Origin of the sequence: Paraburkholderia sp. RL17-373-BIF-A (genome assembly GCF_046030175.1) — a bacterium.
GTDB lineage: Bacteria > Pseudomonadota > Gammaproteobacteria > Burkholderiales > Burkholderiaceae > Paraburkholderia.
In genome coordinates this window covers 163,385-189,213 of sequence record NZ_JARESO010000015.1, presented here as the reverse complement: position 1 = coordinate 189,213, position 25,829 = coordinate 163,385, and the positions used below count along the sequence as shown (strand labels likewise).

Annotated in this window: 25 protein-coding genes; 16 read left to right on the top strand and 9 right to left on the bottom strand. The window is 61.0% G+C overall.

Annotation, left to right across the window (positions count from 1 at the left end; translation table 11 throughout):
• Positions 1-42: 42 nt before the first annotated feature.
• On the bottom strand, positions 43-675 hold the full coding sequence (locus tag P0D80_RS20505) for a CGNR zinc finger domain-containing protein (protein ID WP_408286380.1): 633 nt from the start codon (positions 673-675) through the stop codon (positions 43-45).
• A 173-nt stretch (positions 676-848) separates the two neighbouring features.
• Between P0D80_RS20505 and P0D80_RS20500 the strand changes: the two genes are divergently transcribed.
• From P0D80_RS20500 to P0D80_RS20490, 3 genes are all read left to right on the top strand, one after another.
• Positions 849-1,544, top strand: coding sequence for an alpha/beta hydrolase (locus tag P0D80_RS20500; RefSeq protein WP_408286340.1), 696 nt, complete (start codon positions 849-851; stop codon positions 1,542-1,544).
• A 93-nt stretch (positions 1,545-1,637) separates the two neighbouring features.
• Positions 1,638-2,492: an alpha/beta fold hydrolase gene (locus tag P0D80_RS20495; protein WP_408286338.1), complete on the top strand. Its 855-nt coding sequence runs from the start codon at positions 1,638-1,640 to the stop codon at positions 2,490-2,492.
• 51 nt (positions 2,493-2,543) lie between these two features.
• Positions 2,544-3,314, top strand: coding sequence for an SDR family oxidoreductase (locus tag P0D80_RS20490; protein WP_408286336.1), 771 nt, complete (start codon positions 2,544-2,546; stop codon positions 3,312-3,314).
• 110 nt (positions 3,315-3,424) lie between these two features.
• On the opposite strand, the gene P0D80_RS20485 is transcribed toward P0D80_RS20490, so the two are convergent.
• The 3 genes from P0D80_RS20485 to P0D80_RS20475 all read right to left on the bottom strand — a co-directional run bounded on the left by P0D80_RS20485 (position 3,425) and on the right by P0D80_RS20475 (position 6,167).
• Positions 3,425-4,861 (bottom strand): MFS transporter, encoded by a 1,437-nt coding sequence (locus tag P0D80_RS20485; RefSeq protein WP_132379022.1) that lies wholly within the window; start codon positions 4,859-4,861, stop codon positions 3,425-3,427.
• Positions 4,862-4,912: 51 nt separating this feature from the next.
• A complete protein-coding gene (locus P0D80_RS20480; RefSeq protein ID WP_408177350.1) occupies positions 4,913-5,284 on the bottom strand; it encodes a nucleotide pyrophosphohydrolase in 372 nt (123 codons plus the stop codon).
• Positions 5,285-5,435: 151 nt separating this feature from the next.
• On the bottom strand, positions 5,436-6,167 hold the full coding sequence (locus tag P0D80_RS20475) for a glycosyltransferase family 2 protein (RefSeq protein WP_408286334.1): 732 nt from the start codon (positions 6,165-6,167) through the stop codon (positions 5,436-5,438).
• A 404-nt stretch (positions 6,168-6,571) separates the two neighbouring features.
• Between P0D80_RS20475 and P0D80_RS20470 the strand changes: the two genes are divergently transcribed.
• Positions 6,572-7,279 carry a YrzE family protein gene (locus tag P0D80_RS20470; protein WP_408286332.1) on the top strand — a complete coding sequence of 236 codons (708 nt, stop codon included), beginning with the start codon at positions 6,572-6,574 and terminating at the stop codon, positions 7,277-7,279.
• Positions 7,280-7,485: 206 nt separating this feature from the next.
• Positions 7,486-7,992, top strand: a complete 507-nt coding sequence (locus tag P0D80_RS20465; RefSeq protein ID WP_408286330.1) for a phasin family protein — start codon at positions 7,486-7,488, stop codon at positions 7,990-7,992.
• Between the two features lie 295 nt (positions 7,993-8,287).
• On the opposite strand, the gene P0D80_RS20460 is transcribed toward P0D80_RS20465, so the two are convergent.
• Entirely contained in the window at positions 8,288-9,730 is a 1,443-nt protein-coding gene (locus P0D80_RS20460; protein ID WP_408286328.1) for a M6 family metalloprotease domain-containing protein, read from the bottom strand.
• A 421-nt stretch (positions 9,731-10,151) separates the two neighbouring features.
• Here P0D80_RS20460 and P0D80_RS20455 point away from each other — a divergent pair, with 421 nt between their 5' ends.
• The 4 genes from P0D80_RS20455 to P0D80_RS20440 all read left to right on the top strand — a co-directional run bounded on the left by P0D80_RS20455 (position 10,152) and on the right by P0D80_RS20440 (position 14,007).
• Positions 10,152-11,699, top strand: coding sequence for a metallophosphoesterase family protein (locus P0D80_RS20455; protein ID WP_408286326.1), 1,548 nt, complete (start codon positions 10,152-10,154; stop codon positions 11,697-11,699).
• Positions 11,700-11,723: 24 nt separating this feature from the next.
• Complete coding sequence (locus P0D80_RS20450; RefSeq protein ID WP_408177356.1) at positions 11,724-12,521, top strand: hypothetical protein; 798 nt, start codon at positions 11,724-11,726, stop codon at positions 12,519-12,521.
• A 279-nt stretch (positions 12,522-12,800) separates the two neighbouring features.
• Positions 12,801-13,358, top strand: coding sequence for a glycine zipper family protein (locus tag P0D80_RS20445; protein WP_408286324.1), 558 nt, complete (start codon positions 12,801-12,803; stop codon positions 13,356-13,358).
• 112 nt (positions 13,359-13,470) lie between these two features.
• The gene (locus P0D80_RS20440) at positions 13,471-14,007 is read left to right on the top strand and encodes a universal stress protein (protein WP_408286322.1); all 537 of its coding nucleotides are present in this window, start codon (positions 13,471-13,473) and stop codon (positions 14,005-14,007) included.
• Between the two features lie 197 nt (positions 14,008-14,204).
• On the opposite strand, the gene P0D80_RS20435 is transcribed toward P0D80_RS20440, so the two are convergent.
• Complete coding sequence (locus P0D80_RS20435; RefSeq protein WP_408286378.1) at positions 14,205-14,909, bottom strand: GntR family transcriptional regulator; 705 nt, start codon at positions 14,907-14,909, stop codon at positions 14,205-14,207.
• A gap of 209 nt (positions 14,910-15,118) precedes the next feature.
• Between P0D80_RS20435 and P0D80_RS20430 the strand changes: the two genes are divergently transcribed.
• From P0D80_RS20430 to P0D80_RS20410, 5 genes are all read left to right on the top strand, one after another.
• Positions 15,119-16,393 (top strand): glucarate dehydratase family protein, encoded by a 1,275-nt coding sequence (locus P0D80_RS20430; RefSeq protein WP_408286321.1) that lies wholly within the window; start codon positions 15,119-15,121, stop codon positions 16,391-16,393.
• Between the two features lie 108 nt (positions 16,394-16,501).
• Positions 16,502-17,830 (top strand): MFS transporter, encoded by a 1,329-nt coding sequence (locus P0D80_RS20425; RefSeq protein WP_408286319.1) that lies wholly within the window; start codon positions 16,502-16,504, stop codon positions 17,828-17,830.
• 47 nt (positions 17,831-17,877) lie between these two features.
• Entirely contained in the window at positions 17,878-19,167 is a 1,290-nt protein-coding gene (locus tag P0D80_RS20420; RefSeq protein WP_408286317.1) for an MFS transporter, read from the top strand.
• Positions 19,068-19,667 (top strand): DUF302 domain-containing protein, encoded by a 600-nt coding sequence (locus tag P0D80_RS20415; RefSeq protein ID WP_408286315.1) that lies wholly within the window; start codon positions 19,068-19,070, stop codon positions 19,665-19,667. The genes P0D80_RS20420 and P0D80_RS20415 overlap by 100 nt, the downstream gene beginning before the upstream one ends.
• A gap of 115 nt (positions 19,668-19,782) precedes the next feature.
• On the top strand, positions 19,783-21,207 hold the full coding sequence (locus tag P0D80_RS20410; protein ID WP_408286313.1) for a cytochrome P450: 1,425 nt from the start codon (positions 19,783-19,785) through the stop codon (positions 21,205-21,207).
• A gap of 141 nt (positions 21,208-21,348) precedes the next feature.
• Here the strand turns inward: P0D80_RS20410 and P0D80_RS20405 are convergent, their stop codons facing one another.
• The 3 genes from P0D80_RS20405 to P0D80_RS20395 all read right to left on the bottom strand — a co-directional run bounded on the left by P0D80_RS20405 (position 21,349) and on the right by P0D80_RS20395 (position 24,001).
• Entirely contained in the window at positions 21,349-22,158 is an 810-nt protein-coding gene (locus tag P0D80_RS20405) for an alpha/beta fold hydrolase (protein WP_132379048.1), read from the bottom strand.
• 153 nt (positions 22,159-22,311) lie between these two features.
• Positions 22,312-22,458, bottom strand: coding sequence for a DUF3563 family protein (locus P0D80_RS20400; RefSeq protein WP_243658347.1), 147 nt, complete (start codon positions 22,456-22,458; stop codon positions 22,312-22,314).
• Positions 22,459-22,849: 391 nt separating this feature from the next.
• Positions 22,850-24,001, bottom strand: a complete 1,152-nt coding sequence (locus tag P0D80_RS20395; RefSeq protein WP_494478258.1) for a porin — start codon at positions 23,999-24,001, stop codon at positions 22,850-22,852.
• Between the two features lie 273 nt (positions 24,002-24,274).
• On the opposite strand from P0D80_RS20395, the gene P0D80_RS20390 reads away from it, so the two are divergent.
• Together P0D80_RS20390 and P0D80_RS20385 are read left to right on the top strand one after the other, a co-directional pair.
• Positions 24,275-24,793, top strand: a complete 519-nt coding sequence (locus P0D80_RS20390) for a bacteriohemerythrin (RefSeq protein ID WP_408177364.1) — start codon at positions 24,275-24,277, stop codon at positions 24,791-24,793.
• A 53-nt stretch (positions 24,794-24,846) separates the two neighbouring features.
• Entirely contained in the window at positions 24,847-25,818 is a 972-nt protein-coding gene (locus P0D80_RS20385) for a PDR/VanB family oxidoreductase (RefSeq protein ID WP_408286311.1), read from the top strand.
• Positions 25,819-25,829: the final 11 nt, after the last annotated feature.

The window sequence follows — 25,829 nt, the reverse complement described above, 5'->3', positions numbered from 1 at the left end:
AAACAGACCTCAGTACAACGCCGAATCGCTCACCACGTTACGTCACTCGCCTTGTTGCTCCTTGAGCCGCTTTCGGTGAGCGGCAACCTTCGCGCGGTTCCCGCAAATTGCCATGCTGCACCAGCGGCGCGCGTGGCCCCGCGTGTGATCCGCAAACATCAACGTGCAGCGCGGACCTTCACATGCCTTCACGTGCGTGAAGTCCTCGTCACACACCAGGTTCGCCAGCGCTTCGGCAATGGGCATCAGCAACGACTCCGGCGACTTCCAACGCCGATTCGTCCGGAGTTCAAAGGGCGACGCCTCGCCCGTCGCATCGGCGACGATTTCTCCATATCGGTCATCCCGCTCGAGCAGTTGATTCAGCGGCGCGAGCTCGCGCAAATCTCTCGCTATCAACGGCCGCCCCTTCCTTTTCTGCGCAAATCCCCTGAACCATTCGCGCAGCGCCCGAGCCTGCGCCGCAACGGCGTCGAGTTCGGCTGGCGTGGCCTGCGACCGCAGTGCAGTGAGCGCGGCGCGCGGGGCCATTCCGGCCTGCTCCAGCCAGGCCAGCAATCCGGCTCCATCGCTGATCCAGTCGACCTCTTCATCCACGGGTGTCGCGACCGAGTTCAGGAAATCGAGGCCCGGCGCGTCGGCAACGAATATCGCGGGAATCTGACGGTAGTCCATTTTCTTGTAATCAATCTGCAATGACGATGTCAGTATCGTAACCACTAAAAACGTACTTGACAAGTTACATATCAAGTTAGTAACCTTTAAAACAGCATTAAACAGGTTACACAAACGCGGCGAACCTGGCTGCATTTCGCAAGCGGCATTCACTATCTTCAAAGGAGCGGGACATGTCTTCTGGCAATGTGAGCGCAGTGCTGGTGCACGGCGCATGGGCGGACGGATCGAGCTGGAGCAAGGTGATCGAGGGTCTGAAGGAACACGGGATCGATGCGGTTGCGGCTCCGCTGCCGCTCACTTCGCTGAGTGAGGATGTGGCCGCGCTCGACCGGACGCTGGAGCGGATCGAAGGTCCGGTGGTGCTGGCCGGTCATGCGTATGCCGGCGCCGTGATCGGGTCGAGCCGGTCCGAAAAAATCGGGGCATTGGTCTACGTCGCCGCGCTGGCCCCGGATGAAGGAGAAACGGTCGGCGACGTGTTCTATCGCGGCGAAGCGCATCCGCTGGCGCCGAAACTCGCGCCGGATCGACACGGATTGATATGGCTGCCGCAAGAGGCGTTCGCTCAGGCGTTCGCGCAGCACGCGACGCCTCAGGAGTTGGCGGTGCTCGCTGCCGTGCAGCGTCCGATTTCCGTGTCGTGCATCGGCGAAGCGGTCGGGCGTCCGCTGTGGAAAGACCGTCCAAGCTGGTTCCTGATCGCCGAAGGCGACCGGATGATCAACCCGGACACCCAGCATTTCATGGCAGCGCGCATGAATGCATACGTGCGGTCCTATCAGGCCGACCACACGCCGATCGTGACGGCTCCCGACGCGGTGACGCATGTCATCGCCGAAGCGGTCCAGTCGATTTCCGCTCGCTAACGTTATCCGCGAGTTCTGTGCGACCTGCGATACCGAACATCGCACGGCGCCTTTCGTCACCCGTTTAACTCTGTTTCCCTCAGGAGAGAGACCATGACTTCAATTGCCTATCGTCACGCCGACGTCGACGGCTTCAAGGTGTTCTACCGTGAAGCCGGCCGCCCCGGCGCCCCAAAGCTGCTGCTCCTGCACGGCTTTCCGAGTTCGAGCCATATGTTTCGGGACCTGATTCCGGAGCTCGCCGACCGTTTCCATATCGTCGCGCCGGATCTGCCCGGCTTCGGTCAGTCCGACATGCCCAGTCGCGACGATTTTGCTTACACGTTCGACAACATCGCCAACGTCATCGAGCATTTCACCGAGGTGATCGGCTTCGACCGTTTTGCGGTCTACGTATTCGACTACGGCGCGCCGACCGGTTTCCGCCTTGCGATCCGGCATCCCGAGCGGATCACCGCGATCATTTCGCAGAACGGCAACGCCTACGAAGAAGGATTGAGCGAAGGCTGGAATCCCATCCGCGCGTATTGGCAAGACGCTTCGCCGTCGAATCGGGACGCACTTCGCGCACTGCTCACGCACGAAACGACCGTCTGGCAGTACACGCACGGGGTGCTCGACACGGCGTCCGTGTCGCCTGATGGTTACTCGCTCGACGACTTCTATCTGAGCCGGCCAGGTGCGCACGAAGTACAACTCGACCTGTTCCGCGACTATCAAAGCAACGTCGCGCTGTACCCCGCGTTCCAGCAATACTTCCGCACGCATCGGCCGCCCTTGCTCGCCGTGTGGGGCAAAAACGATCCCTTCTTTCTGCCTGCCGGCGCCGACGCATTCCGGCGCGACATCCCGGGCGCCGTAGTGCGCTTCTTCGATACCGGCCACTTCGCGCTGGAGACGCACGCCACGGAAATCGCCGCGGCCATTTCGGACTTCCTTAACCACTGAGATATCCGAAGCACTGAACCGCGCTTCATTCAACCAATCAGGAGAAGCAACATGTCCAGCAAAGTCGCAATCGTGACGGGCGCAAGCCAGGGTATCGGCCGTTCTACCGCCATCAGACTGGCGCGAGATTTCGATTCGATCGTGCTCGTGGCGCGCAACCGCGCGAACCTCGACGAGACCGCCGTCGAGGTGAAGAAGGCCGGTGCCGAAACGCTCGTTATCGACGCCGACCTCTCTGAGCCCGACGTCGCCCGCCAGGTCGTCGACCAGACACTCGCGAGGTTCGGGCGGATCGACGCCCTGCTCAACATTGCAGGCGCAGTCCCGCAGATCGACGTGCTCGAGATGACCGACGCGCAATGGGAGCATGGTCTCGCGCTCAAGCTGCACGGCGCGCGACGATTGACGATCGCGGCGTGGCCGGCGCTGAAGGAAAGCTCAGGATCGGTCGTGCTGATGTCCGGGAATTCGGCACTGTTTCCCAAGGCGCCCTATGCGGCGGTGGGCACGATCAACGCGGCGATCGTGGCGCTCGCGAAAGCGTTCTCGGATCGAGGCATCGCCGACGGCGTGCAGGTCAACAGCGTGCTGCCAGGGCCCGTGATGACCGGCCGGCGACGCTCATACCTGGAGCATTGGGCGCCGCTGCACAACATGTCCGTCGAAGAAGCGACGGCAAAGTTTCCCGTTGAAGCCGGTATTGCGCGTTACGGCACGCCGGAGGAAATTGCCGCGTTGATGGCGTTCGTCGTGTCGCCTGAGGCGCGCTGGATGACAGGATCGACCTTACGGATGGACGGTGGAGAAGTGAAGTCGATTTGAGTCGCGGGCCGTGATGCTCGCGTGTCGCGGTTTATCTTTCAAGCTGGGCGTAGAACATTGCGTGTGCCGATTCAGTGTCGAATATGTCGAGAGCGCTTTCGACTGTTTCGTCACGACTTCTCGCCCGCCCTTCGATGTCCGCTGACATGCGCGCCGGCATCGGGTGACAGCGAAAAGACATCGGCTATCGCGATCACGCTCAATACCGCCATCATCAGAAACGCGATGGTGAAATCGGCCGGCGCCAATGTTTGCGCATCGTGTCCGTGCCACCACGCCGCGATCCGTAACGCAATCGCGCCGGCTGCAACGCCCATGCCCATCGTCATCTGGCCCAGGGTGCTCGACAAGGTGGACGCGCCGCTCATCTGCTGCTTGGGCACATCCGCGAAGCCGAGCGTGTTGATCGCAGTGAATTGCAACGACCGCGCGACGCCGCTGACGAATAGCGCAAAGAGGATCCATCCATACGGTGTGGAGGCCGTTAGCAGACTCATGCTCGCCAGCGTCACCGCGGCGAACGCGCCGTTGTACAGAAGCACCGTGCGAAAGCCGAAGCGCCGCAAGATCTGCGTCGTGACGAGTTTCGTCGACAGATTGCCGGCGAATACCCCGAGCGTGAGCAAGCCCGACTGAAACGGATTCATGCCGAAGCCGACCTGAAACATCAACGGCAGCAGAAACGGCACCGAGCCGATCGCGATCCGGAACAGCGACCCGCCACCGATCGCCACCATAAACGTCTTGATCCGGAACGCCGACAGATCGACCATCGGATGCGCGCTGCGTCGCAGATGAAACCACGCCGCCGCGCAAGCCGCGAGACCGATTGCCAGAAACAGCAGCGCCGTGCGCCATGACGTGTCGGCGCGGCCGATCGCCTCCATCGCGTACATCACCGACGTGCCCGCGACGCCGGTCAACACGAAACCCAACATGTCGAACGGACGACGATCCGTGTCGCGTTCCGCGCTGATGAAGCGCCACGCCAGCGCCACGCCCACGAGTCCGAGCGGCACATTCAGATAGAAGATCCAGCGCCACGACGAATACGTGGTGATGAACCCGCCCAGCGGCGGTCCGAGGACTGGCGCGACCAGCCCCGGCCAGGTGATGATCGAGATCGCGCGCATCAGGCCTTCCTTCGGCGTGGCGCGCAGCACGGCGAGCCGTCCGACCGGCACCATCATCGCGCCGCCAATGCCTTGCACAATCCGCGCGCCGGTGAATTCGACGAGGTTGTCGGTCAGTCCGCACAGCACTGATGCGGCGGTGAAGATCGCAAGCGCAGCCGTGAACACCGTGCGCACACCGACCCTGTCGGCGATCCAGCCGCTGATCGGGATGAAGACCGCGAGCGTCAACAGATACGACGTGATGCCGATGCTCAGTTCGACCGGCGTGATGTGAAACGAATGCGCCATCTGCGGTAGCGCGGTTGCGATGATCGAGCCGTCGAGGTTTTCCATGAACAACGCGGCCGCGACCAGCGATGTGATCAGAGAGGAAGCGCCGGGGCGTGTGGTGGCGGATGACGAAACCGACATCGACTGACACTCCTGAATTGCGGGTGAGGCTGGGGGGAAGGCTCGTTGACTCTAGTCTTCGTACTCGGAGTACTTGCGTGAGTCGCCGCGTACTTTGTCGGCGGGATATTTTTCCCGATTGAGCGCCATCTTTTCCACCACAGCCTGAAAGAGGTCGACATCCATCTTGTCTGCAAGGCGAACGAGGTACACCAGAACGTCGGCCATCTCATGCCGGATAGCTGTCTGCTTCGCTTCGTCGAGTTCGCTTTTGTCACCCGAAACAAGCCACTGAAAAGGCTCCAGTAGCTCGCTTGCCTCGACACTTAACGCTGTCGCCAGATTCTTCGGCGTGTGGAATTGGTCCCAGTCACGCTCGTCGACAAACTCGCGGATGAGTTCGCGCAGTTCCAATAGGTCGTTTCGCAACTCCGTCTTTTTCACGTTGCTCCCGTGCTGTATGCGTGGATCGATCGCCGAGTCCGATAGCATACTTGCAGGCGCCCGTCTCTGCCAGGTTGACGGGGTTGCTTGCGACAGGTGGTGAGCGCAGGGAATCTCACTCACTTATCCCACGTTGAGTCAGGCGAAGCAGTTAAGGCGCAGCGTCGAAACGCTCCGAATCCTCGCACGCCTGCGATACTGTGTCATTCGCCATCCCGTCCGCCGCAGCCAATTGCAGACTGACCGCCCGCAGCGCCGCGCCGAAGCCGTTAGGCGCGCGCGAATCAAGACGGGCGCTGGTCACCACTCGCGTTGCGGCGCTCCATGCGACGGATGCGTTTGCGGCAATCAGCGCTTCGACGAATGCCACGTCCTCATTGGATGCGAATGGTCTGAATCCGCCAGCCGCCACGTACGCCGCCGCGGACACGCCCAAATTCGCGCCGTGAACATGGCGGTGCCCGTCGCGGTCCCGATAAGTCGTGGTGAAGTCCCTGCGGACCGCGGCACCGTGTCCGGCCCAGTTCTCGATACTGATGACTCCACACACCACGTCGGTTCGACAGTTAAGCTGCTGCACGAGCCAGTCTTCCGCAACCGTTGTGTCAGCGTCGCTGAAAGCCAACCACCGGGCGCCCTGCGCCAGCGCTGCCTGTGCACCCATCGCGCGCGCCGCGCCGACGTTGCGCCTCTCCACCGATAAGATCTGCGCGCCCAGCGACGCGGCGATCAGCCCCGTGCCGTCAGTGCAACTGTCCATCACCACAAAAATACGGACTTCCTCGCCCTCGAGATTGGAATGACGGGACGCGCGAATAATCGACCGGATGCACTGACCGATTAGATAAGCCTCGTTATGGGCTGGAATGACGACGGCAAGCATGGTTTCTCCATTTTCTCTTCTTGGACCGTCTTTTCCAGGGGACCGTCACGGGTTACACATCGGATGGGCATCACTTCGTAAAGACCGCTCAGCACGCGCTGTGCCAGTTCGCCGGTACGTTGCGTTTCGCCGCGCCAGTCCCGTCGAACGGTTCCTGCAGGAGCTTCGTAACTATCGACACTGACCCATCGCGTCGACAAAACAGCGCGAAGTGGATTCCTCTTTCCAGCGACATGTGCCCGGCGAAATTCATCCCGCTGACACCGACAAAGAGTTCCCTTGCATCGCAAATCGGCAACTGATCGAGTTCAAGGAATGCCGGGAACAGCCGTTGCGCGGTGCAAATGCATGAACACAACCATCTTGCGTTCATTCCTTTTAATCCTTCATGTCACAGGCTAACTATGAAACTCCTCACTACCCAGAGCGGACTACCTCGCGTTTCGTGGGGTTCTGTGATCGCAGGCGTCATCCTCTCGCTGATCGCCTACCTCATCCTCAGTGTGCTCGGCACGGCAATCGGCACGTCCGCGCTCTCGCCCCTTTCCCGTCCCAATCCTCTGCAAGGATTCGGCTTTGGTTCAGGCGTCTACCTGATCGTGATGACCGTCATCGCAGTCTTCATCGGTTCCTATTTCGCAGGACGCTGTGCCCCCGTACTCGGTTGGCTTCACGGCCTGCTCGCGTGGGCGGTGATGATTCTCATGGTTGTCTACGGAGCAACGTCGCTGCTCGGAAGCGCGGTGAGCGCCGCCGGAAGCGTCGCGGCGACCGGCGCAACGGTCGGTGCGGCAGCCGGTCCGTCAGGAACCGCCGGCACGATGGCGGGCGCCTTGACACAACGCGTTCAAGGCGCGGTTGCCTCCGCGACCGCTGAAGCCTCGAGTCCGCAAGCCGAAGCCGATGCACGTCAGGCAGCAGACACCGTAGCACGCGCCTCGTGGTTTTCGTTTGCGGCACTCGTTGTCGGCGCAATCATCTCCATCGTCTCGGGGCACGCCGGATTTCGTCATCAGCCGCCGTTCGAAGAAGCCGGCGGTGCGTCGACCGATGACGACGCTCTCCTGCGCCGCAACCCGACCCGTGCAATGCCAGGCCGCCCGGTTGCCTGATTGATCCCGTCGAGCCTCCTGACCGCGACGCGCATCGAAGCGACAACTTGCCGGATGCGCGCCGCGCTCTCCTCGGAAATGCCCGTTGATCCGCCTCGCCCGATGCATGCAGGCCAGACCACCGGCGCTGGAATGACGGTTGCTGACTGGCTCAATGCCGGCATGTGCCTGCCCCATCACCCTCACTCTCACCGAGCCTTTCTCCTATGCACGCTGCTACTCTGAACTACTCTCCCCTCTTTCGCCGCGACACCGATCTTCCCGGCGCCTTCGACTGGATGGCCTGCGCCGTAGCCGGCCTGGAGAAACTTGTCGAATTGAATGTGCAAACCGTAAAGACATCTCTCCGCGAACAGGAGGTGTTAGCCGGAGCGGCAATTTCTTCACGATCATTGAATGAAGTGATCGAACTTCAGTCGCAGCAACTGCCTGCCGCGCTTAAAAAGACGTTTGCGTACTGGCGCCACGTTCAGGAGATCGCCGTAGAAACTGGAGGAGGACTCGCTTCTGTTATGCAAGCGAGTTTCCAAAGTCTTGTGACGACGCTGCAACCGCCAGTCGACATCGCGACATCGGCCGCTAGTGAGCAGGGCCGTACATCGCGGCTGCTTTCGACGTATCCGGCGAGAACCACGGCCGGCACGCCAGTTGCGATCGTAGACAGTTCCGGAAGAAAGATTTCTGACAACGAGTCAGGCGGCAGCTTCCACTAGGACGTGCTTTTTTGCAGGCATCGGTCGATGCATGGCCGATGCGCAGGCACCGAGGGGTCAAGCATGCGTGCCGCCAGAGATACTTGCTGCGCGAATAGCAAGCCACCGTATGCGTGCACTCGCCCGTGAGCGTTGGCACTCACTTACTCTGGGGTTCGCAATTGAGCCAGTAACCGCTCTATAGGTTGGCAGCACCATTCGGGGTAGAAGAGTCCCTACCTCGCGCGCGGAAGGCTCGCCCGAACGCGTTCATCTCGTCCCGTCCGGCCTTCGCCGATGGTGCGCCGCGCCCGTCTCACTCCATCGTCACGCTAATTTTCATCTTGTCAGCCCCTGGCGTGCCCGATACGGCGATCGTCACACCGCTCCATTTGCCATCGGGCAAATGGAGCGCGGGCTTGGTTGCCTTGCCGATCGAGCGTTTGGTGCCGTTCGGATACAGGTCCGTCGAGTCACCGCGATTGCCCTGTCCGAAAATCTTCGCGAGATCGCGCCGGTTGTCGGCCTGCATCAGCTCGATCGCGAGATGCTCTTCGTCGTTGACGTTGTCGATCCGCTCGTCCACCACGTAGATCGCCACGCCCTCATCCGGCGAAAACGCGTCCTGTCCGCGTCGCCGCCGGTACTCGACGATGATGTACTGCTCCTCGACCATCCGCGCAGCGTTGTTGATATAGACGATGCTGCCGCCCTCAGCCGCGGGTTCGAGGTCAATGTTCTTCGTCGTCTTCGTGACGAGCCTCGGTTCGATCCAGCTATGAAACATGCGCAGCATGCCGTTCGGAAGCACGGGCGTCAGCCCGTTGTTGCCCCACGAGCCCGCCGCCATCAGACAGTAGTTGCCGAGCCCGTTCGACTGCATCTGCTGAACGCGGCCCGTATCGTAGTAGTCGGCCCAGCGCGCGGCGAGATGTCCCCATTCGTGCGCACATACGCCCATGTTGCAGTCTTCAGGCACCGTCAGATAGGTTTGCACAGTAAGGTTGGGGCCAACCTTCACGCCGTCTGGAATAACCCATTTGTGGCTCCATACATCGTCGCGCGACAAGGTCTGTTCCGCTCCGCCGCCCGCATGGATGATGAAGAGCGCCGTGACCAGATGCTCGCCGAGCATGTCGTACGGAGAGAAATCGACGCCGGCCTGCTGCGCCGCCAGCACGGCATTGCGCGCGATGCCCTGGGCGTTGCGCGGAAACGTGCCGTCCATGCCCGAACTGCCGTCCGTGTAAAAGCTCAACGGCTGAGGCAGGCGAAACCAGCCGAACACCTTGCCCTGCACGTCGATGCCCTTTCCCGCCGCGCCGTCGAAGTTGCTGACCGTGCGGTAGTAATCACGCATGCTGCCAGTGGGAAAGACATAGTCGGCGCTGAACAGCATCTGCTCGAAGAACGCAGGGCTGCGGTTGACGTCATGGGGGCGATCGGGAAAATCGACCAGCAATACCAGCGTCTGAATGACACCCTTGAGCAGTCGCGGAGGACGTTCGATCAGTTGCTTGCTGGTGCTCGATGAATGCTGGAGCGCGCCGTCGTCGAGGCCCACGAAATTCTCGCCGCGCCTGCTGCTGCGCCAGACCGAATAGTACTGATCGAACGTCATGCTCTTGGGCAGCCTGCGCTTTTCCTTGAGCTCCATGAAACGCGCATAGAGCTGGGCGATTGCATCCGGCGACAGCGGCACGCGACAAAACGCGTGGGTGCAAACATGATTGCGGATAGGCTTTACAGAGCGGCGCATGGCAATCACCTCCGTTCATCAGGGTCGAAGACAGGCTCTCAGGGATTCACGTCCCCGAAGCGTTCCTGCATTTCGGTGTCGATCTTCTTGACCGAATGCAGCTTCCCCGGATTGCTCTCTAGCCGGTCTGGTCAGTCGTCGGCGCACCAGTTTTCTTTTTGCTTTCACACGGCTTTCATACGCCTAGCGCGCCTGATTGAATGTTGACTGCCGCACGTTGCAGCGAAATTGATCTCCTGTCTGGCGGGCCGGAAAACCCTCATTACAAATTGTCAGGTCAATTTCTATGCTGTGTTGAGAGAATTCCATCTCGATCGAGTGGGCCATCGAGTCCCGTGTCCGTCCGCGCAACTTCGATTGCGCCGGACAGGTATTGCCCGTTCGAAACACAAAGAACGAATCATTCTTCCGGATCATCGAAATGATCGTGTCTCTTGTGAATCACGTCGCCGATAACGCCACGACGTTGCGCGTATGGGCGGGTGTTCTCGCGGCTACCAATGGCACCGCGTCGGCGCTGGCCTGGACACTCGGCGGCAAACCGGTTGTGCCTTCGACAGTACGCCCGCTGCAGTGCTGGAAGGTTCAGGGAAAGCTCCCTTTCTGCTCTACGGTTGTCGAATTCAGTGGCCTTGCGCCGGCTTCCGAGCATGAAGTCGGATTGAGCGTCGACGCCGTCGCACCCGTCGTGCGCTCATTTCGCACCCTGCCTCAAGCGATCCCGCAGGAATTCGGCGAGCGATTCAATCTGCTGCTCCTGTCATGTTTTCACGGCGCCCAGGACCGGCATGGCGAAGCGGGCAGATGGATCTCTTCCTATAAGCCGCGTCCAGACCTCGTGCTGTTCGCGGGCGATCAGGTTTATCTGGACCTGCCCACGGAACTCAACTTTTCGAATGACCAGGCCTGGCTTGAAGCGAAGTTTCAGGAAGACTACGTGAGCAACTGGTATGCGCCTGGTGCGTCGCCAGCGAACGGAAGCGGCATTCCAGAAGGGTTTCCACAATTGCTATCGCTGGCGCCCGTCGCGTCGATTCCCGACGATCACGAGTACTGGAACAACGCGCCCTTCAAGAGTCCGCTGATTCAGAACAGTTGGACGGAAGCGGGCAGGGACCGCTGGCGCACCGCAGCCGAAATCGGCTTCAGCATGTTTCAGCAAGGCTACCCGGGCCCGATGGGGCAGCCACGCGTGATCGACATAGAGCCTCTCACGATCCTGCTGCTGGATACGCGCAGTCAGCGCGAAAGAGGCGTCGGCAATGCGCCGGATCACGAGACGATGCTCGACCCGCCAGGGGCGCTGCTTGGCAACGCGGGCCGCAACGCACTCGCTGCATGGGTGAACACGCTCGTTGCCTCCGCGAACACACCCAACCCCCGCTACGGTTTTCTATTGACGGGACAATCGCTCTTTGCCGATCCGGCGAGCGCGTTCGATGGTCATGTTGCCGACTACGAACTGGCGAACTACGAAGCCGATTATCGCTTCATGGTGGAACAGATAGAACGCGTCTCGACGGCGGGCTTGCCGCTGACCTGCCTGACCGGCGATGTTCACTGGGGCAGGATACTGCGCGCCGATACGTTGAATCGTGGCCCTGTCTATGAAGTCATTTCATCGCCCACGTCGCTGGTCAAGTCGATCGGGATCGACGAATTCAAGACAATCAAGTCGGCGATTACCGGCTGGTTCGGGCCACGCGACCCTTGGCCCACGCACCCTAACCCCGGCGACCCACCGTCGAGATTCGGCAGCCTGGGCGACTATCAGTCGCTCCTGCTGCCGACGACGCTCAACCCTCGCCCCTCTTCATCGATGAGAGGCAATCTTGCGTTGATGCTCTGCATTCAGCGTGTGGGCGGCTCTCTCGATGTTCAGGTCGATTACGTGCCTCTTCATCGAGATCAGGAAGTGAATGCGAAAACGCGTTGGAGCGCGCATTTCAAACTGACGGCTGCTCACTGAAACGCTCAAAGGGAGTCCACCATCATGTCAGTCATCGCACGCAGGTCAAGAGCGGCAGCACGCAATAAGAATCTACTCGCGCTGACACGGCAGAAGAAGGAGAGCAACGTCGTGTGGATCAATCGGGCGCTCAAGAGCGTCCCGTTGAAAGGCATCAAGGAGCACAGTTTCGTTCTGTTGATCGGCGGCGCCGATCCGTTGTCGTTTCGCTTGAGACTCGCGCAGGCGCACGTGCGCAGTGACATGTCGCCGAGTTCGTGGTCGCAGGCGATGTTCGTTGGCGTGAAAAGCAAAGCCGCGACGAAGGACACGGAAGTGACCAGCGTGTCGCTTTCGCCCGACGCATGGTATCCGCCGGACGGATTTGCGCCCATCTGCAATGCGATCCAGACAAGCACACTCGCACATATCGATTCGCCCGAACAGTATCCGAACCTGGCGCTCATCGTGTGGCCCGTCGCGGGCGAAGCGATTCAAGCGAGTCTCACGCAACTGCGCCGTGAGCGCATGTCGATTGATCTGTCGAGCCTGCTGCTGCGTTGGATAGGCTATGCGTGGGGTTGCGGTGTGCCGTCGAATCCACTGGGCGAAGGCTTCGGCATGCCTTCGGCTGCGATGCTGGAGACTGCGTATGCGGCCAATGGATTCGATCTCACGCCCGGACTCGAGAGCCGGTCCAGCTGCCCCGAGGCGATCTGGCAGTCGGCAAGCTGGTGGCACGAGTACTACAACAAGGACGTCGAGAACCCGCAATACATCTACGGCGCATTCACCCGCGAGCACTATCTCGTCGACGCATCGTATTTTCCGAGCGGCGGGTGATGCCTTCTTGCGCTTACGCCGCTCTCACTAGCCGTGTCTACCAAACACGATTGACCTGCTAGCTGCTAGCCGCTCGCGTACGCGGCAAGAAAGCAGGTCCACAGGCTCTCGAACTGAACGAACGACCTGCGTTCTCCCCCAAATCGGTCCGCGTGCCCGCCCTCCCCGCTTTTCACCAGTCTGTTACACACCCCCGCCGGCCCTGCGCAGCGTCAAGCTAATTCAACGCTAACTGTGCGCGCTCAAGATGGCGTCATCGAATCAGGGGACGTGAACATCATGAAACTCTTAAGAACCACTCGTATCGCCTTGCCCGCATGCTTGATCGCCGTCGCGCTTACCGGCTGCGCCGTCATGCCGCCGACTGGCCCGTCAGTCGTCGCATTGCCGCCAAGTGGCAAGCCGATTAGCGTGTTCCAGCAGGAAGACTATGCATGCCGGGACTACGCATTCCGCTCTGACAATGCCGCCGGGCAAACACACGGTGCAATACCATCCGGCGTCGGCAGCAGTGCGATCGGAACCGTGGGCGGAGTGGCCGCCGGCGCGCTGCTCGGCGCCGCGGCAGGCGACGCCGGCGTCGGCGCAGCGATCGGTGCGGGCGCGGGCCTGCTGCTCGGCAGTGCTGTAGGTGCAAACGGCGCGCAAGCCACTTCGGCCAATCTGCAGGCGCGATACAACGCCGCCTACGCGCAATGCATGGCCTCGAAAGGCAACACTATTTCCCAGCCGGCCGTCTATACCACGAGCCCCGTCTACGCTCCGCCTCCGGTTGCGTACGCCCCGCCTCCTGTCGTTTACGGCTATCCGCAACGCTTCGGCTACTGGTCTTATTGATTGCTTCAGCTAATTTTCCGCTCACTCCACCGAGTGATGATGCGGTCATGGATCACGAACAGCTCAAGTCTGCTGTCGTGTCTGACTTAACCGCTACATGAGGGCGCTCAACATGTTTTCGAAAATCCTCGTCGCAATCAGTGCAAGTTCGGCCGATACCGTCCTGGCGTCAGCCATTGAAACCGCACGCAAGTACGACGCACAAATTGCCGTGCTGCATGTGGTCGACCCGACGCCCTCTTATCTGGGAGCCGCTGACGACAATTTCGGCTTGATCGTCGAGGCAATGAGCGCGCACGGACGCAAAGTTGTCGCGCATGTCAGGAATGTACTGGACGATCAAGCGCCTGAAGCGGAAGTCCGCATGGTTATGCTGCCGATGTGCGGCATGACGGTCGGCCGCGCGATCGCCGCTGTTGCCGAGGAGACGGGTGCTGACCTGATTCTTCTCGGCGAACGAAGCACGTCCCGGTGGCGCTGGTTGAGTGAAGACGTTGCATCGGAGGTGGTGCGCCGCTCCGGCAGGCCAGTCCAGATCGCGGCCGATGCAATCGCATTGAGTTCGGCGCGTCATGCCGGCGCACGTTGGGCTGATGTATTTACCGCCCGACGCCGACCGGCTAAGACGCGCGTACGGGCTAGCGTTTGACAGCCGTTTTTGGAGGTTTCGGCGCGACGGCGCGCGTTAGTGGCCTATCTGAATCGAGCGAATAGTGGCGAGCGAGCTGTCGCTTCGACGAATGCGGCTGGTCGTTCGAGCGTCATCAAATGGCGACCGACGACGGCCATCGCCGAAATCGGCCGATCGAGTTTCGACGGTGCTTGCACACGCTCCTCCGAGCGCATTCAGACGTCAGTTAAAAAATTCGGATGCCTCGTGCGGATCTCATCGACCTGGTTCAGCGTACCCGAGAGATGCTTGCGCAGCGCCGCCTGCGCGGCCTCGGCATCGCCCCGTTCGATGGCATCGACGATATCGGTGTGATCGCGCACCACCGCCATCGTCTTGCCCTCGACCGGCAGGTGCAGGCGACGCAGCCGGTCGATGTGGCCGCTCAGTCTGCGCACGAGATCCCAGAGTTGCGGCACGCCCGCCGCCTCGTACATCTGGCGATGAAAGGCCTGGTCGAGCAGCGAGAACTGCTCGATGTTCTTCAGGTCGCGCACTTCCATCTGCCCGGCAATCGTGGCGCGCAACTGAGCGATCAGCGCGGCGTCGCGCTGCTCCGCAAGCGTGCGGACGATTTCCAGTTCGATCGAGCGGCGCAGGAAGTGCGCCTGCAAGGCGGAAGTCACGTTGATCTGGCTGACCACGGTGGCGTGCTGCGGAAAAATGTCGACGAGGCCTTCCTCGCCGAGCTTCATCAGCGCGTCGCGCACGGGCGTCTGACTCAGACCGTACTGCGTCGCGAGATCTGCGCGCGAGAGCACCGTGCCGGGCGCCAGTTCGAGGGACAGGATCATTTCGCGCAGGCGTTCGAATACTTGCGGCGCGGCATGGCGGGACCGGTCGAGCCGGGTCGCCCTCCTCGGGGAAACGTTGATTTTCATGGCAGGACCAGAAGCGTGGGCGCGGGTGGGCACTGCTGTTTCCACCCGCTGAAATATTAATACTATAGCCGACGCCCACGCGCTCCCGGCAGGCGTGCAGCCGTTTTCAGCAGGCTGGGGGGTGTGGGTTTTCCCCACTGACGCACTAATACATTAGTGCTTTACCATGCGCCCATCCCCTTCAAACCCTCCCATTTCCGGACGCCGCCATGACTCGCGACATCACCGTCACTCAGGTGCGAATTACGCCGATCGCCTTCCGCGACGGCCCTCTGCTCAACGCTGCCGGCATCCACGAACCGTGGGCATTGCGCGCCATCGTCGAGTTGGAGACGAGCGATGGCCGCGTCGGCATCTCGGAGACATATGGTGACGAGCCGATGCTGCGTGTGCTCGAGCAGGCCGAGGCGCTGGTGATCGGCCTGTCGCCGTTCGACCTGAACCGGATGGAAGAACGCGTGCGTGCGGCGATCAAGCCGAGTTCGGGCGCGGTCGAATTCGAACTCGCCCCCGGCTCGCACTCGGCCAAGAACGCGCCGAAAGTCATCAGCACGCTCGAAGTCGCGATGCTCGACTTGCAGGGGCAAATCGTCGGCGCGCCGATCGTCGATCTGCTCGGTGGCAAGGTTCGCGACGCAGTGCCCTACAGCGCCTACCTCTTCTTCAAGTACGCGGAGCACGTCGACAAGCCCTATGCGCCCGATGCCTGGGGCGAAGGCCTTAGCGCGGAGCAGATCGTCGCGCAGGCGCGTCGCATGATCGACCTGTACGGCTTCCAGAGCATCAAGCTCAAGGGTGGCGTGTTCGAGCCGGCGCACGAGATCGCGTGCATGCGTGCGCTGCATCAGGCTTTCCCCGGCCTGCCGCTGCGCCTCGATCCGAACGCCAACTGGACGCTCGAAACGAGCATCGCGGCCGCGCCCGAACTCGACGAACTGCTCGAGTACTACGAAGACCCCTGTCCGGGGCTCGCAGGCATGGCCGAGTTGGCGAAGCACACGCGCCTGCCGCTCGCGACCAACATGGTGATCACGACCATGGAAGATTTCCGCCGTGGCGCCGAGATGGGTTCGGTGAAGGTGTTGCTGTCGGATCATCACTACTGGGGTGGTCTGCGTGCGACCCAGACGCTCGCGCGCATGTGCAAGCTGTGGGATCTGGGCATGTCGATGCACTCCAACTCGCACCTCGGCATCAGCCTGATGGCGATGACGCACGTCGCGGCGAGCATCCCCAACCTGACCTACGCGTGCGACACCCATTACCCGTGGCAGGAAGAAGAAGTCATCAAGGGTGGCCGCGTGAGCTTCGACAACGGCGCGCTACGCGTGCCCACCACACCAGGCCTCGGCGTCGAACTCGACCACGACCGACTGGCCGAACTGCATGCCCAGTATCTGTCGTGCGGCGTGCGGAATCGCGACGACCTGAAGCAGATGCAGAAGTACGACCCGAGTTTCAGCGGTAAGAATCCGCGCTTCTGACCCGACCAGATGTGCCGCGCGCGATGTGCATTGCCACTCGCAACTATGTTGCATGAGATCTGAGTAAGTGCTGAAGCGCCGACTCTGGTCCACAACGGAGACAAGCCGATGAGCAGACCCACCCCGGCCGCAGCCGGCCCGGACCGAGCGGACGCGCTGGCAAGCGCCGTGCGCAAGATCAAGTGGCATGTGCTGCCGCTCTTCGTCGTGATGTTCGTCGTCAACTACATCGACCGGGTGAACATCGGCTTCGTCCGCCAGCATCTGAGCGCCGATCTGGGCATCGGTGCCGCGGCCTATGGACTCGGCGCAGGGCTCTTCTTCGTCAGCTACGCCGTCTTCGAAGTGCCGTCGAACATGCTGCTGCAGCGCTTCGGCGCGAAGGCGTGGCTCACGCGCATCATGTTTACGTGGGGTCTGGCCGCCGTCGGCATGGCGTTCGTCCGAGGCGAGACGTCGTTCTATGCGATGCGGTTGCTGCTCGGCGCGGCCGAGGCGGGCTTCTTTCCGGGCGTCATCTTCTATTTCACTCAATGGCTGCCGCGCGACGAGCGAGGCAAGGCGATGGCGATCTTTCTCAGCGGCTCGGCGCTCGCCTCGATACTCTCCGGGCCAATCTCCGGCGCGCTGATGCTGATCAGCGGCTGGGGCCTGCACGGCTGGCAGTGGATGTTCGTGATCGAAGGCATGGCCTCGGTGGTGCTGGCCGGCTTCATCTGGTTCTGGCTCGACTCGAAGCCGCGCGACGCCAGATGGCTGAGCCGCGCCGAACAGGACGCGGTCGTCGCCGAGATAGAGGAAGAGCAGCGCGAGCGCGATGCGGCGCATGCGGTCAAGCCGTCCGTCTGGGCTCTGCTACGCGACCCGCAGATCGTGATCTTCTGCGTGATCTATTTCTCGGTTTCGCTGACGATCTACGGTGCAACGTTCTGGCTGCCCAGCATCATTCGCAAGATGGGCCATTTCAACGATTTCCAGGTCGGGCTATTCAATTCGATCCCGTGGCTGATCTCGATCGTGGCGATGTACTTCTTCGCGATGCTCGCGGCGCGTTTCAAGTTTCAGCAGGCATGGGTTGCGTGTGTGCTGTTGATCGCCGCGCTCGGCATGTATGCCGCCGGCCAGGGCAGTCCGATGTTCTCGTTCGTCGCGATCTGCTTTGCGGCGATTGGTTTTAAAGCCGCGTCGGCGTTGTTCTGGCCGATTCCGCAGGGCTACCTGGATGCGCGGATTTCCGCGGCGGTGCTGGCGTTGATCAATTCGATCGGCAATCTCGGCGGTTTCGTTGCGCCGGCGGCTTTCGGTTTGCTCGAGCAGAAAACCGGATCAATCGAAGGAGGGCTCACGGGGCTGGCCTTGATGTCGGTGGTGGCAGCCGGGGTCGTCTTCTTTTCCCGAATGAAGCCTCGCGAGGGGCGGTCCGCCCTCGCACTGTAGGCGGTGCGCGAACCAGTTTGCCTGATTACAAACTTCCCGGAGACACGATGAAAATATTAGAAGTCCGTTCCGTCGCCGATCAAACGGCCGTCGGACGATACAGATGGACCATCTGCGCGCTCATCTTTTTTGCAACGACGATCAACTACATGGATCGCCAGATGCTTGGGCTGCTCGCGCCGCTGCTGCAAAAAGACATTGGCTGGAATCAGGTCCAGTACGCGCAGACTGTGATGGTGTTCACGGTCGCCTATGCAGTGGGTCTCGCGACGTTTGGTCGAATCGCGGATCGGATCAGCACCAAAGTGGTCTACGGCAGTGCCATGGCGATGTGGAGCCTGGCCGCGATGCTGCACGCGATGGCGGCGACCGTCCCCGGCTTCGCGGCTGTGCGCGGATTGCTCGGGTTCGGCGAGGCGGCCAATTTCCCTGTCGCCATCCGCACCACAGCCGTATGGTTTCCGAAGAAAGAGCGTGCGTTGGCCACGGGCCTGTGGAACATGGGCGCAACCGTCGGCGGGATCGTTGCGCCTGCATTCGTACCGATCGCCGCTGTCATGTGGGGTTGGCGTGCGACGTTCATTGTGGGAGGGGCGGCCGGTTTCGTGTGGTTGGCAGTGTGGCTGCTCGTGTACCGTCCTCCGGCGGAGCATTCGTCGGTATCAAAGCGCGAGCTAAATTACATCAATTCGGATCGGGACGAAAGCGTTGAGCAACCCGTGGGCTGGCTTTCAGTGCTGAAGTACCGCGAAACGTGGGCGTTCATTTTCGGCAAACTGCTGACCGATCCGGTGTGGTGGTTTTACTTGTTCTGGCTGCCCAAATGGCTCAATGAGTCGAGGCACATCGACATCGGCAATCTTGGACTGCCGTTGATTGTCATCTACACGATGGCGTCCGTCGGCAGTGTGGCTGGAGGATGGCTGTCGTCCCGGCTGATGCAGCGTTCCCACAAACCTAACGTCGCACGCAAGATCGCGATGGGTGTCTGCGCGCTGTGCGTCCTCCCGATTGCCACGCTTTCGCTCTTTCAAAGCCTCTGGTACGCAGTCTTCGCCGTCGGACTTGCCGCAGCGGCTCACCAGGGGTGGTCGGCAAATCTTGTCACGACCGTCGGCGACGTGTTTCCGCGCCGGATGGTTGGCACGGTGGTCGGTATCGGCGGCGTGGCAGGGATGATCGGCTCGTTCTTCTACTCGGGAATCATCGGCGAGACGTTGCAGCGCACCGGTCAGTATTGGGTGCTCTTCGCTGTCGGTGCATCGGCTTATCTGGTCGCGCTCGGCATCATTCATCTGCTGATGCCACGCATGACGCCTGTGAACCTGGAGCAATAGACTGCTCTCTGCTGAGGGTCTTCGGCAACCCCGAGACCGGCAGGCCATTGATGCAACGCGCGTCAACTGCTGCGTTGGATCTTCCACTTGAGGTGCTCGTCTGGGAGGATGCCAATGGCCGTACATGGTTGGCATTCAACTCCATCGCATATCTCCGTCGTCGTCACTGTCTTCCGCATGATTTGATGAGGCCCGTCAGTGGCGCGGCCGCCCTGGTGGAGGCGGCCGCTGCGCAAAAGAACCTTCAAATGCGGCTCCCACACGGTTCGCTGCACTCAAGTGACGGCAGCTGTTTGTCGGGAACCAACAGGCACGTGTCGTGCGCCAACCACCTAACGACATCCGAACATCCCGATGTTCGTGAGCCCGACTTTCTCGGCCATCGCAACCGGCAATATCGCGATTGGTTCTCGCCATTATTTGTCAGCCTCTTCATACATTGGTTCGAGTCTTCATGTGAGCTCAACGGCGAAGTAAAAAGGCGTAGACGCATTAGATAAAGGCTTGTAGGAGAGACTTGCGACTCTAGCCGTGACCTATGCTTGGACGATACGGTGTCGTCATTACGATCCCGATCTTCATACCATTGCTAAGGTTTCCTGACGGAGATGAACCATGGCTATTGCGTCGGCAGGAACCTTCAAGTTGCGTGAAATCTCCGATCTTCCGGCGCCGCGAGGCCTCCCGCTGATTGGAAATGCGCACCAGTTGACGCCATCGCGCGCGCATCTCATTCTCGAGCGGTGGGCGCAGGAGCTTGGCACGCCCTATCGTTTCCAGATCGGCTCACGGCCTGTGACGGTCTGGGACGACACGGAGTTGTGTCATTCGATTATGCGCGAGCGGCCAAACGGATATCGGCGATATTCGCCGATTGAGGAGAATCTTGACGAGATGGGCAGCAACGGCGTGTTTTCTGTCGAGGGCGCCGCATGGGAGCCGCAACGAAAGCTGGTGATGCAGGCGCTTTCCGTGGCGCATATCAAGGCGTTCTACCCCACCCTGGCGGCCATCACCGAGCGTCTCAGAGTACGGTGGGAACGCGCCGCGCGCAGTGACCGCGTCGTCGAGATGACCGAAGATCTCAAACGCTATACGGTCGATGTCACCAGCGCGCTCGCGTTCGGCGACGATCCGGGAACCCTGGAGCAGGACGGCAACGTCATTCAGGAACATCTGGCGTTGATTTTTCCCACGCTAATGAGCCGGATAAACGCTCCGTTCCCCTATTGGCGATACGTCAAACTGCCACGCGATCACCGGCTCGATCACGCCCTGGCGGAAGTGCATCGCTACGTGCGCTTGACGATGAATCGTGCGCGCGAGCGCATTCGAGACCAGCCTCATGACGAACCCGGCAATTTACTCGAAGCCATGCTGCAAATTCGCGACACACCGGGCTCTGGTATCACCGATGACCAGGTGGCGGCCAACGTGCTGACCATGTTGCTCGCGGGCGAAGACACCACGGCGCATTCGATCGCGTGGGCGCTTCTGTATCTGAGCGCCGACGATGCGTTGCAGAGTCGGGTTTCAAACCGGTCACGCGCCGTGTTGGGAGCCGCTGGCGTGTGCCCGACTTACGAAACACTCAAGACGCTCGACCTGTGCGAGGCCGTGTGCACTGAAGCGAGCCGGTTCAGGCCCGTAGTTCCCGTTCATGCGTTTGAGCCGCTGCAGGACGTCGAGCATCGCGGGATTCACTTGCCTGCCGGTTCCAGAATGTTCTTCTTGACGCGCCCCTCCATGCTGGACGCGAGCAACTTCGAGCATCCGGACAAATTTGATCCAGAGCGTTGGATGCATGAACGAACACCGGAGCGCGGAGCGCACGAGACGCGCGCGCATTTGCAGTTTGGCGGGGGACCGCGGGTATGTCCTGGCCGGCATCTTTCGACGGTCGAAATGCGGCTTGTTATTTCAATGTTATCGGCCGGGTTTGTTTCGCAACTTGCAGTCGATACGAGTTCTATTCGGGAAGTGGCCGCGTTTACGATGGTGCCGGATAGGATGCCAGTGCGGCTTTATATGCGGCAGTGATTGTCCGTTGGCAACACGTGAGCGCGGTCATCGAGTCGTGAAAATGTGATCGATGTCTCGTGGCAACAGATATCGCGTAACGCTCAAAAGAACCTTGGTTTGTCTGCTGTACGTGCTTATTGGTTTACTCAGGAGACCGCTTCAAGCCGTCGCATCCGCCTCGGCAATATGCCGCACGATCATGGCGTTGACGCTGTCGGCGTGCGTGAGCGGCCCCATGTGTCCTGCACCCTCGACGATTGCAAGACGCGCAGCGGGCAGCAGCATCGGCAGCCGCTCGGCGATCGCGCGCGTCGGGACGGGCGCGTGCTGGCCGCGCATGATCAGCGCCGGGACACGCAGGCCGGTGTATGCGCTTGCGGGCGTGCGTTCGTCGAGCAGCGCGCGAAAGTCGAGCGGCGCCTTTGGCGCCCAGCGTGTGAGTGCCGCCTGCACCGAGGGCCGCAACGCTTCCCATGCGCCCCGGCCGCCCCAGTAATCGACGAATGAAGCCGCCGCGCCCCGATAGTCGCCACAGGTCACGCCATCGGCGGTGCGCTTCGAGATGGCGATGATTTCCGCGAGCGCGTACGCTCCGTGCGCGCCCATCACTTTCAGCAGATGAAACGCCGAGGGCTCGTAGAGCGTGATGCTCGCGATGCGCTCCGGCCGTTCGACGGCCGCGCGCAACGCCACGCCACCGCCATACGAGTGCCCGACGAGATGCACCTTGCCGCGCGAGGCGTCGATGATGCCGATCGTCCTCGCGGCCTCGTCGGCGAGCGTGAACGCGCGCTCGCCGCTCCACGGGCCCGTGCTATCGCAGCCGTAGTGCTCGGGCGCGACGAACGCGTGGCGCGAGCCCAGCGCTTCGCCGAGCTTGCGCCATTGCGCCGCTCCCGAGCCGGAGCAGTGCAGTGCGATCACCGACGTTGCGGATGAGAAGGCTTGCGAAACGATAGTGCTATTCATGTCGTTCATGGAACTCAGGAGTTGGGCGCACGGATGCCGGATCGCGGAAGTCTCTACTATCGGCGCGGTGCGGGCGGCTGGCTATGATCGAGACGCCGGAGCGCATGTCCAGGCGTCCAAACTGATTGAGAGAGGGCGCGTTGGTTTGTCGCGTCAGCGGTCAATCTCCGTTAAATGCATGCGGCGTTCGAGTTCGCCCATGTCGGCGGCGGACGCGAGATATTCGTCACGACGACTGTGTTCAGCACGGTCAAGTGCCTTTTTCAGCAACGGGTAAAGATAGATGAGCAAGATAAGCAAGACGTCCTCCGGTTGGCGACCTGGTTGATTGCGTATCGCGCACGAACGGGCACGACACGTGGGTTCCAGGCGTGCATCCGGTGGGGACATCCGAGTTCGATGGATGGGCGGGTCGTGCTACGGCTGGACGCAGCGTAATGCAGAGTCCATGCCAAATTGCAGCGAGCCTTGTCTGGCGGACGTTTGGCGATATTTGAGGGGCGCGGATGGGGCGAAGTGTCGTCGCGCGGCCGACGAATATTCGAGTGGAAGTCGGGCCGCGACAGACACGTGCTCAGTACGTGGCACGCTATACCAAGCGCCACGCTTCGGAAAGGGGCAAGAACTCAGTCACGAGTTCCAGTGTGAACGCCCGACTACTGCGCGATGACATCGAGCATTCACTATCCATTTAGAACTGGTGACGAACACCCACCATCGCACCCGTTTGATCCACCCCGGGCAATGGCGTAGAAGCGGGTGGAATCACGCCGCCATCAATCGTGAACGCGGCGTTGCGCTGGTTGAACATACGCCCTGCTGTGACGTACACGGAAGTGCGCTTGGACAATAAGTACGACACACGCGCTGCGATCACGGAAGCTCCCGCGGAACTCCCACCGTTGACCGATATATGTCCGAACTGGGCGTCAAGCGCGATCTGTGGAACGGGAAAATAGGTCCCGCCAAGCCACCAGTAGTTGCTGACCGCGTCGAAAACAGTCGGCGTCTGTACCCCGTGATTAATTCGATGAAGGTATCCCGCACCGATCGTCGAGGTACCCAGTTTCACGTAGCCGTCGATGACGGCACGTGTATCAGTTTGCGAGGTATTGGGCTGGGGCGAGCCAGGGCCGCCACCGCCGTAATTGCGGTCAATCGCCGTCGCCACGCCCCATGTCGCCGCTTCATATTTCACCATGGCAGACATTGACTTGCAGGCCCGCCAGTCCGTCGGCGACTGCCCGGCGCACCCGCCGGCCGGCGCAGAATCCACCGCGTCGCGCCCGAACGAATAAGTCACGCCCACGGTCAGCCCCGATGACGTGAACGTGTAGGCGACCGCGTTGTCGAGCCGCGCTTGAGACAAGTACGGGTCCAGATCACCGGCGGCATAGACATTCGGCCCCATCGTGTCACCCGGCAAGGCCCAATAGATCTGAGAATATTGCCGGCCTAAAGATAATGTCCCCCACCGCCCTGAAAGTCCGACATATGCCTGCCTGCCAAACAGGCGACCACCCTGATTCAGCGTTCCCTGTGACGGGGCGAAGCCCGACTCCAATACGAAAACCGCGCTGAGACCGCCACCCAGATCCTCCTTGCCACGCAAGCCCCACCTCGAGGGTATCGATGCCGTGAGCGACGGCATACGCACGACGCTGGACTGGTGAGCACCGACATTTGTCACGTACTCGATACCGGTATCGATAATCCCATACAGAGTGACAGAGCTCTGTGCCTGCGATGCTCCCGGCGCACATGCCGCAAGAGACGCGAGTCCCCACCAAATTGTCTGACGCCACGAGAAGGCACGTCCCGTCCGACCCAGCCTCGAACTCATCATCTGTCTCCCTTTGGTTAAATGCTTCCACGGAAGATAATTTTTTGTCGTCTTCCCTGTCAAACGATTTGCCGTCGGGAGATACCCGCATCTGGAACCTCTGAGGCTTGGCATCGTCAGAAATAACGAGCCTTACCCACGAAATTCGCTGTGTTTGTCGAAATTTTCACATATTGGCGTTTGCCCTACCTCGACACTCATCGCTCAGAATAGTATCTTCCGTGGAAGACGTAATAGATTGACGTGATCAATTGAGCAGGAGTTCGTTGAAAAATGAAGCAATTGAAAGATCACCAGACAAACCACGGTCGCGGTGCCGCACCGTCACCGAACCCAGCGTGGGAGAAGGATCGCGTGCTCTCCGGCTTCGCCTGGCATGATGACTACGCCCTTGGCCATCAGGCGATGGACGAGACCCATCACGAGTTTGTCGCGTGTGTACACACGCTGCTGACAACGGACGACGAAAATCTCGAGAACGCGCTCGAAGCGTTTGCCGAGCATGCGCGCCGCCACTTTGATGACGAGGACGCCTCGATGCGCGAGACAGCCTACGGTTCAGCGGGCTGCCATATCGACGAGCACGCGGCCGTGCTCCGATCCCTCGACGAGGTACGCACCATGTTGGCTGATGGACGGACCGAGGTCGTCCGCTCTTTTGCCAGAGCGCTGGTGGATTGGTTTCCGGAGCATGTGCGCGTGATGGACCAAGGTCTGGCGCGCTGGCTGGTTCAGCGACAGTTGGGCGCCTCGCCAGTAGTCATCCGGCGTCGGCTTCACATCGCCGCATGACACGCTCTCCTCTCTTTACGGCTATATCCGTCATGGAACACAAATCGACCCCTATGAACACTTTGCTGCAAGTCAAAGTCTCTGCCAAAACCTGGCCGGCGGACGACATTGCCGGCTATGACCTCTCGCCATTGGCGGATAGTGCACTGCCTGCCTTCGAAGCAGGCGCGCACATCGACCTACACGTGCCTGGTGGCCCCGTACGTCAGTACTCCTTGTATGAACTGCCGGGCGAATACCCCCGCTACCGGATTGGCGTGCTGCGCGATCCCCAATCCCGCGGCGGCTCGGTAAAGCTTCTCGATAACGTGCATGCGGGAGATACGCTCACGATCAGCGCCCCGCGCAATCACTTCAGCCTGCACAGCGGTCAAAACAACCGTTCGATCCTGTTCGCGGGTGGCATCGGTATCACGCCGATCCTCTGCATGGCGCAGCAGTTGGCGCGCGAGCACCGCCCATTCGCGATGCACTACTGTGGGCGCACGCTGTCGCGCATGGCTTTCGTCGATCGCCTGCAACAAGCGCAATTTGGCGACGATTCGCAGATGCACGTGCACGTCGATGACGGCGCCCCCGACCAGCAACTCGATGCCCGCTCCGCGATAGGCTCGCCCTCTTCCGACAAGCATCTTTACGTGTGTGGACCCAACGGCTTTATGGACCACATCCTGCAGACCGCGCGCGAACTCGGTTGGGACGAGGGACACCTGCACCGCGAATATTTCGCGGCAACGCCAATCGATTCTTCAGAGGACGGACGGTTCGAAATCGAGATCGGCAGCAGTGGCCAGGTCATCGAGGTTCACGCGGATCAAAGTGCCGCGCACGCCTTGCTCGACGCCGGTTTCAACTTGCCATTGTCTTGCGAGCAAGGAGTTTGCGGCACCTGCATGACGAAGGTGCTGGCCGGCGCACCCGACCATCGAGATCTGTATCTGACGGACGAGGAGCGGGCACGCAACGACAGCTTCATGCCGTGCTGCTCGCGCGCCAAGACTTCCCGGCTGGTGCTAGATCTTTGAGGCCACCTGTT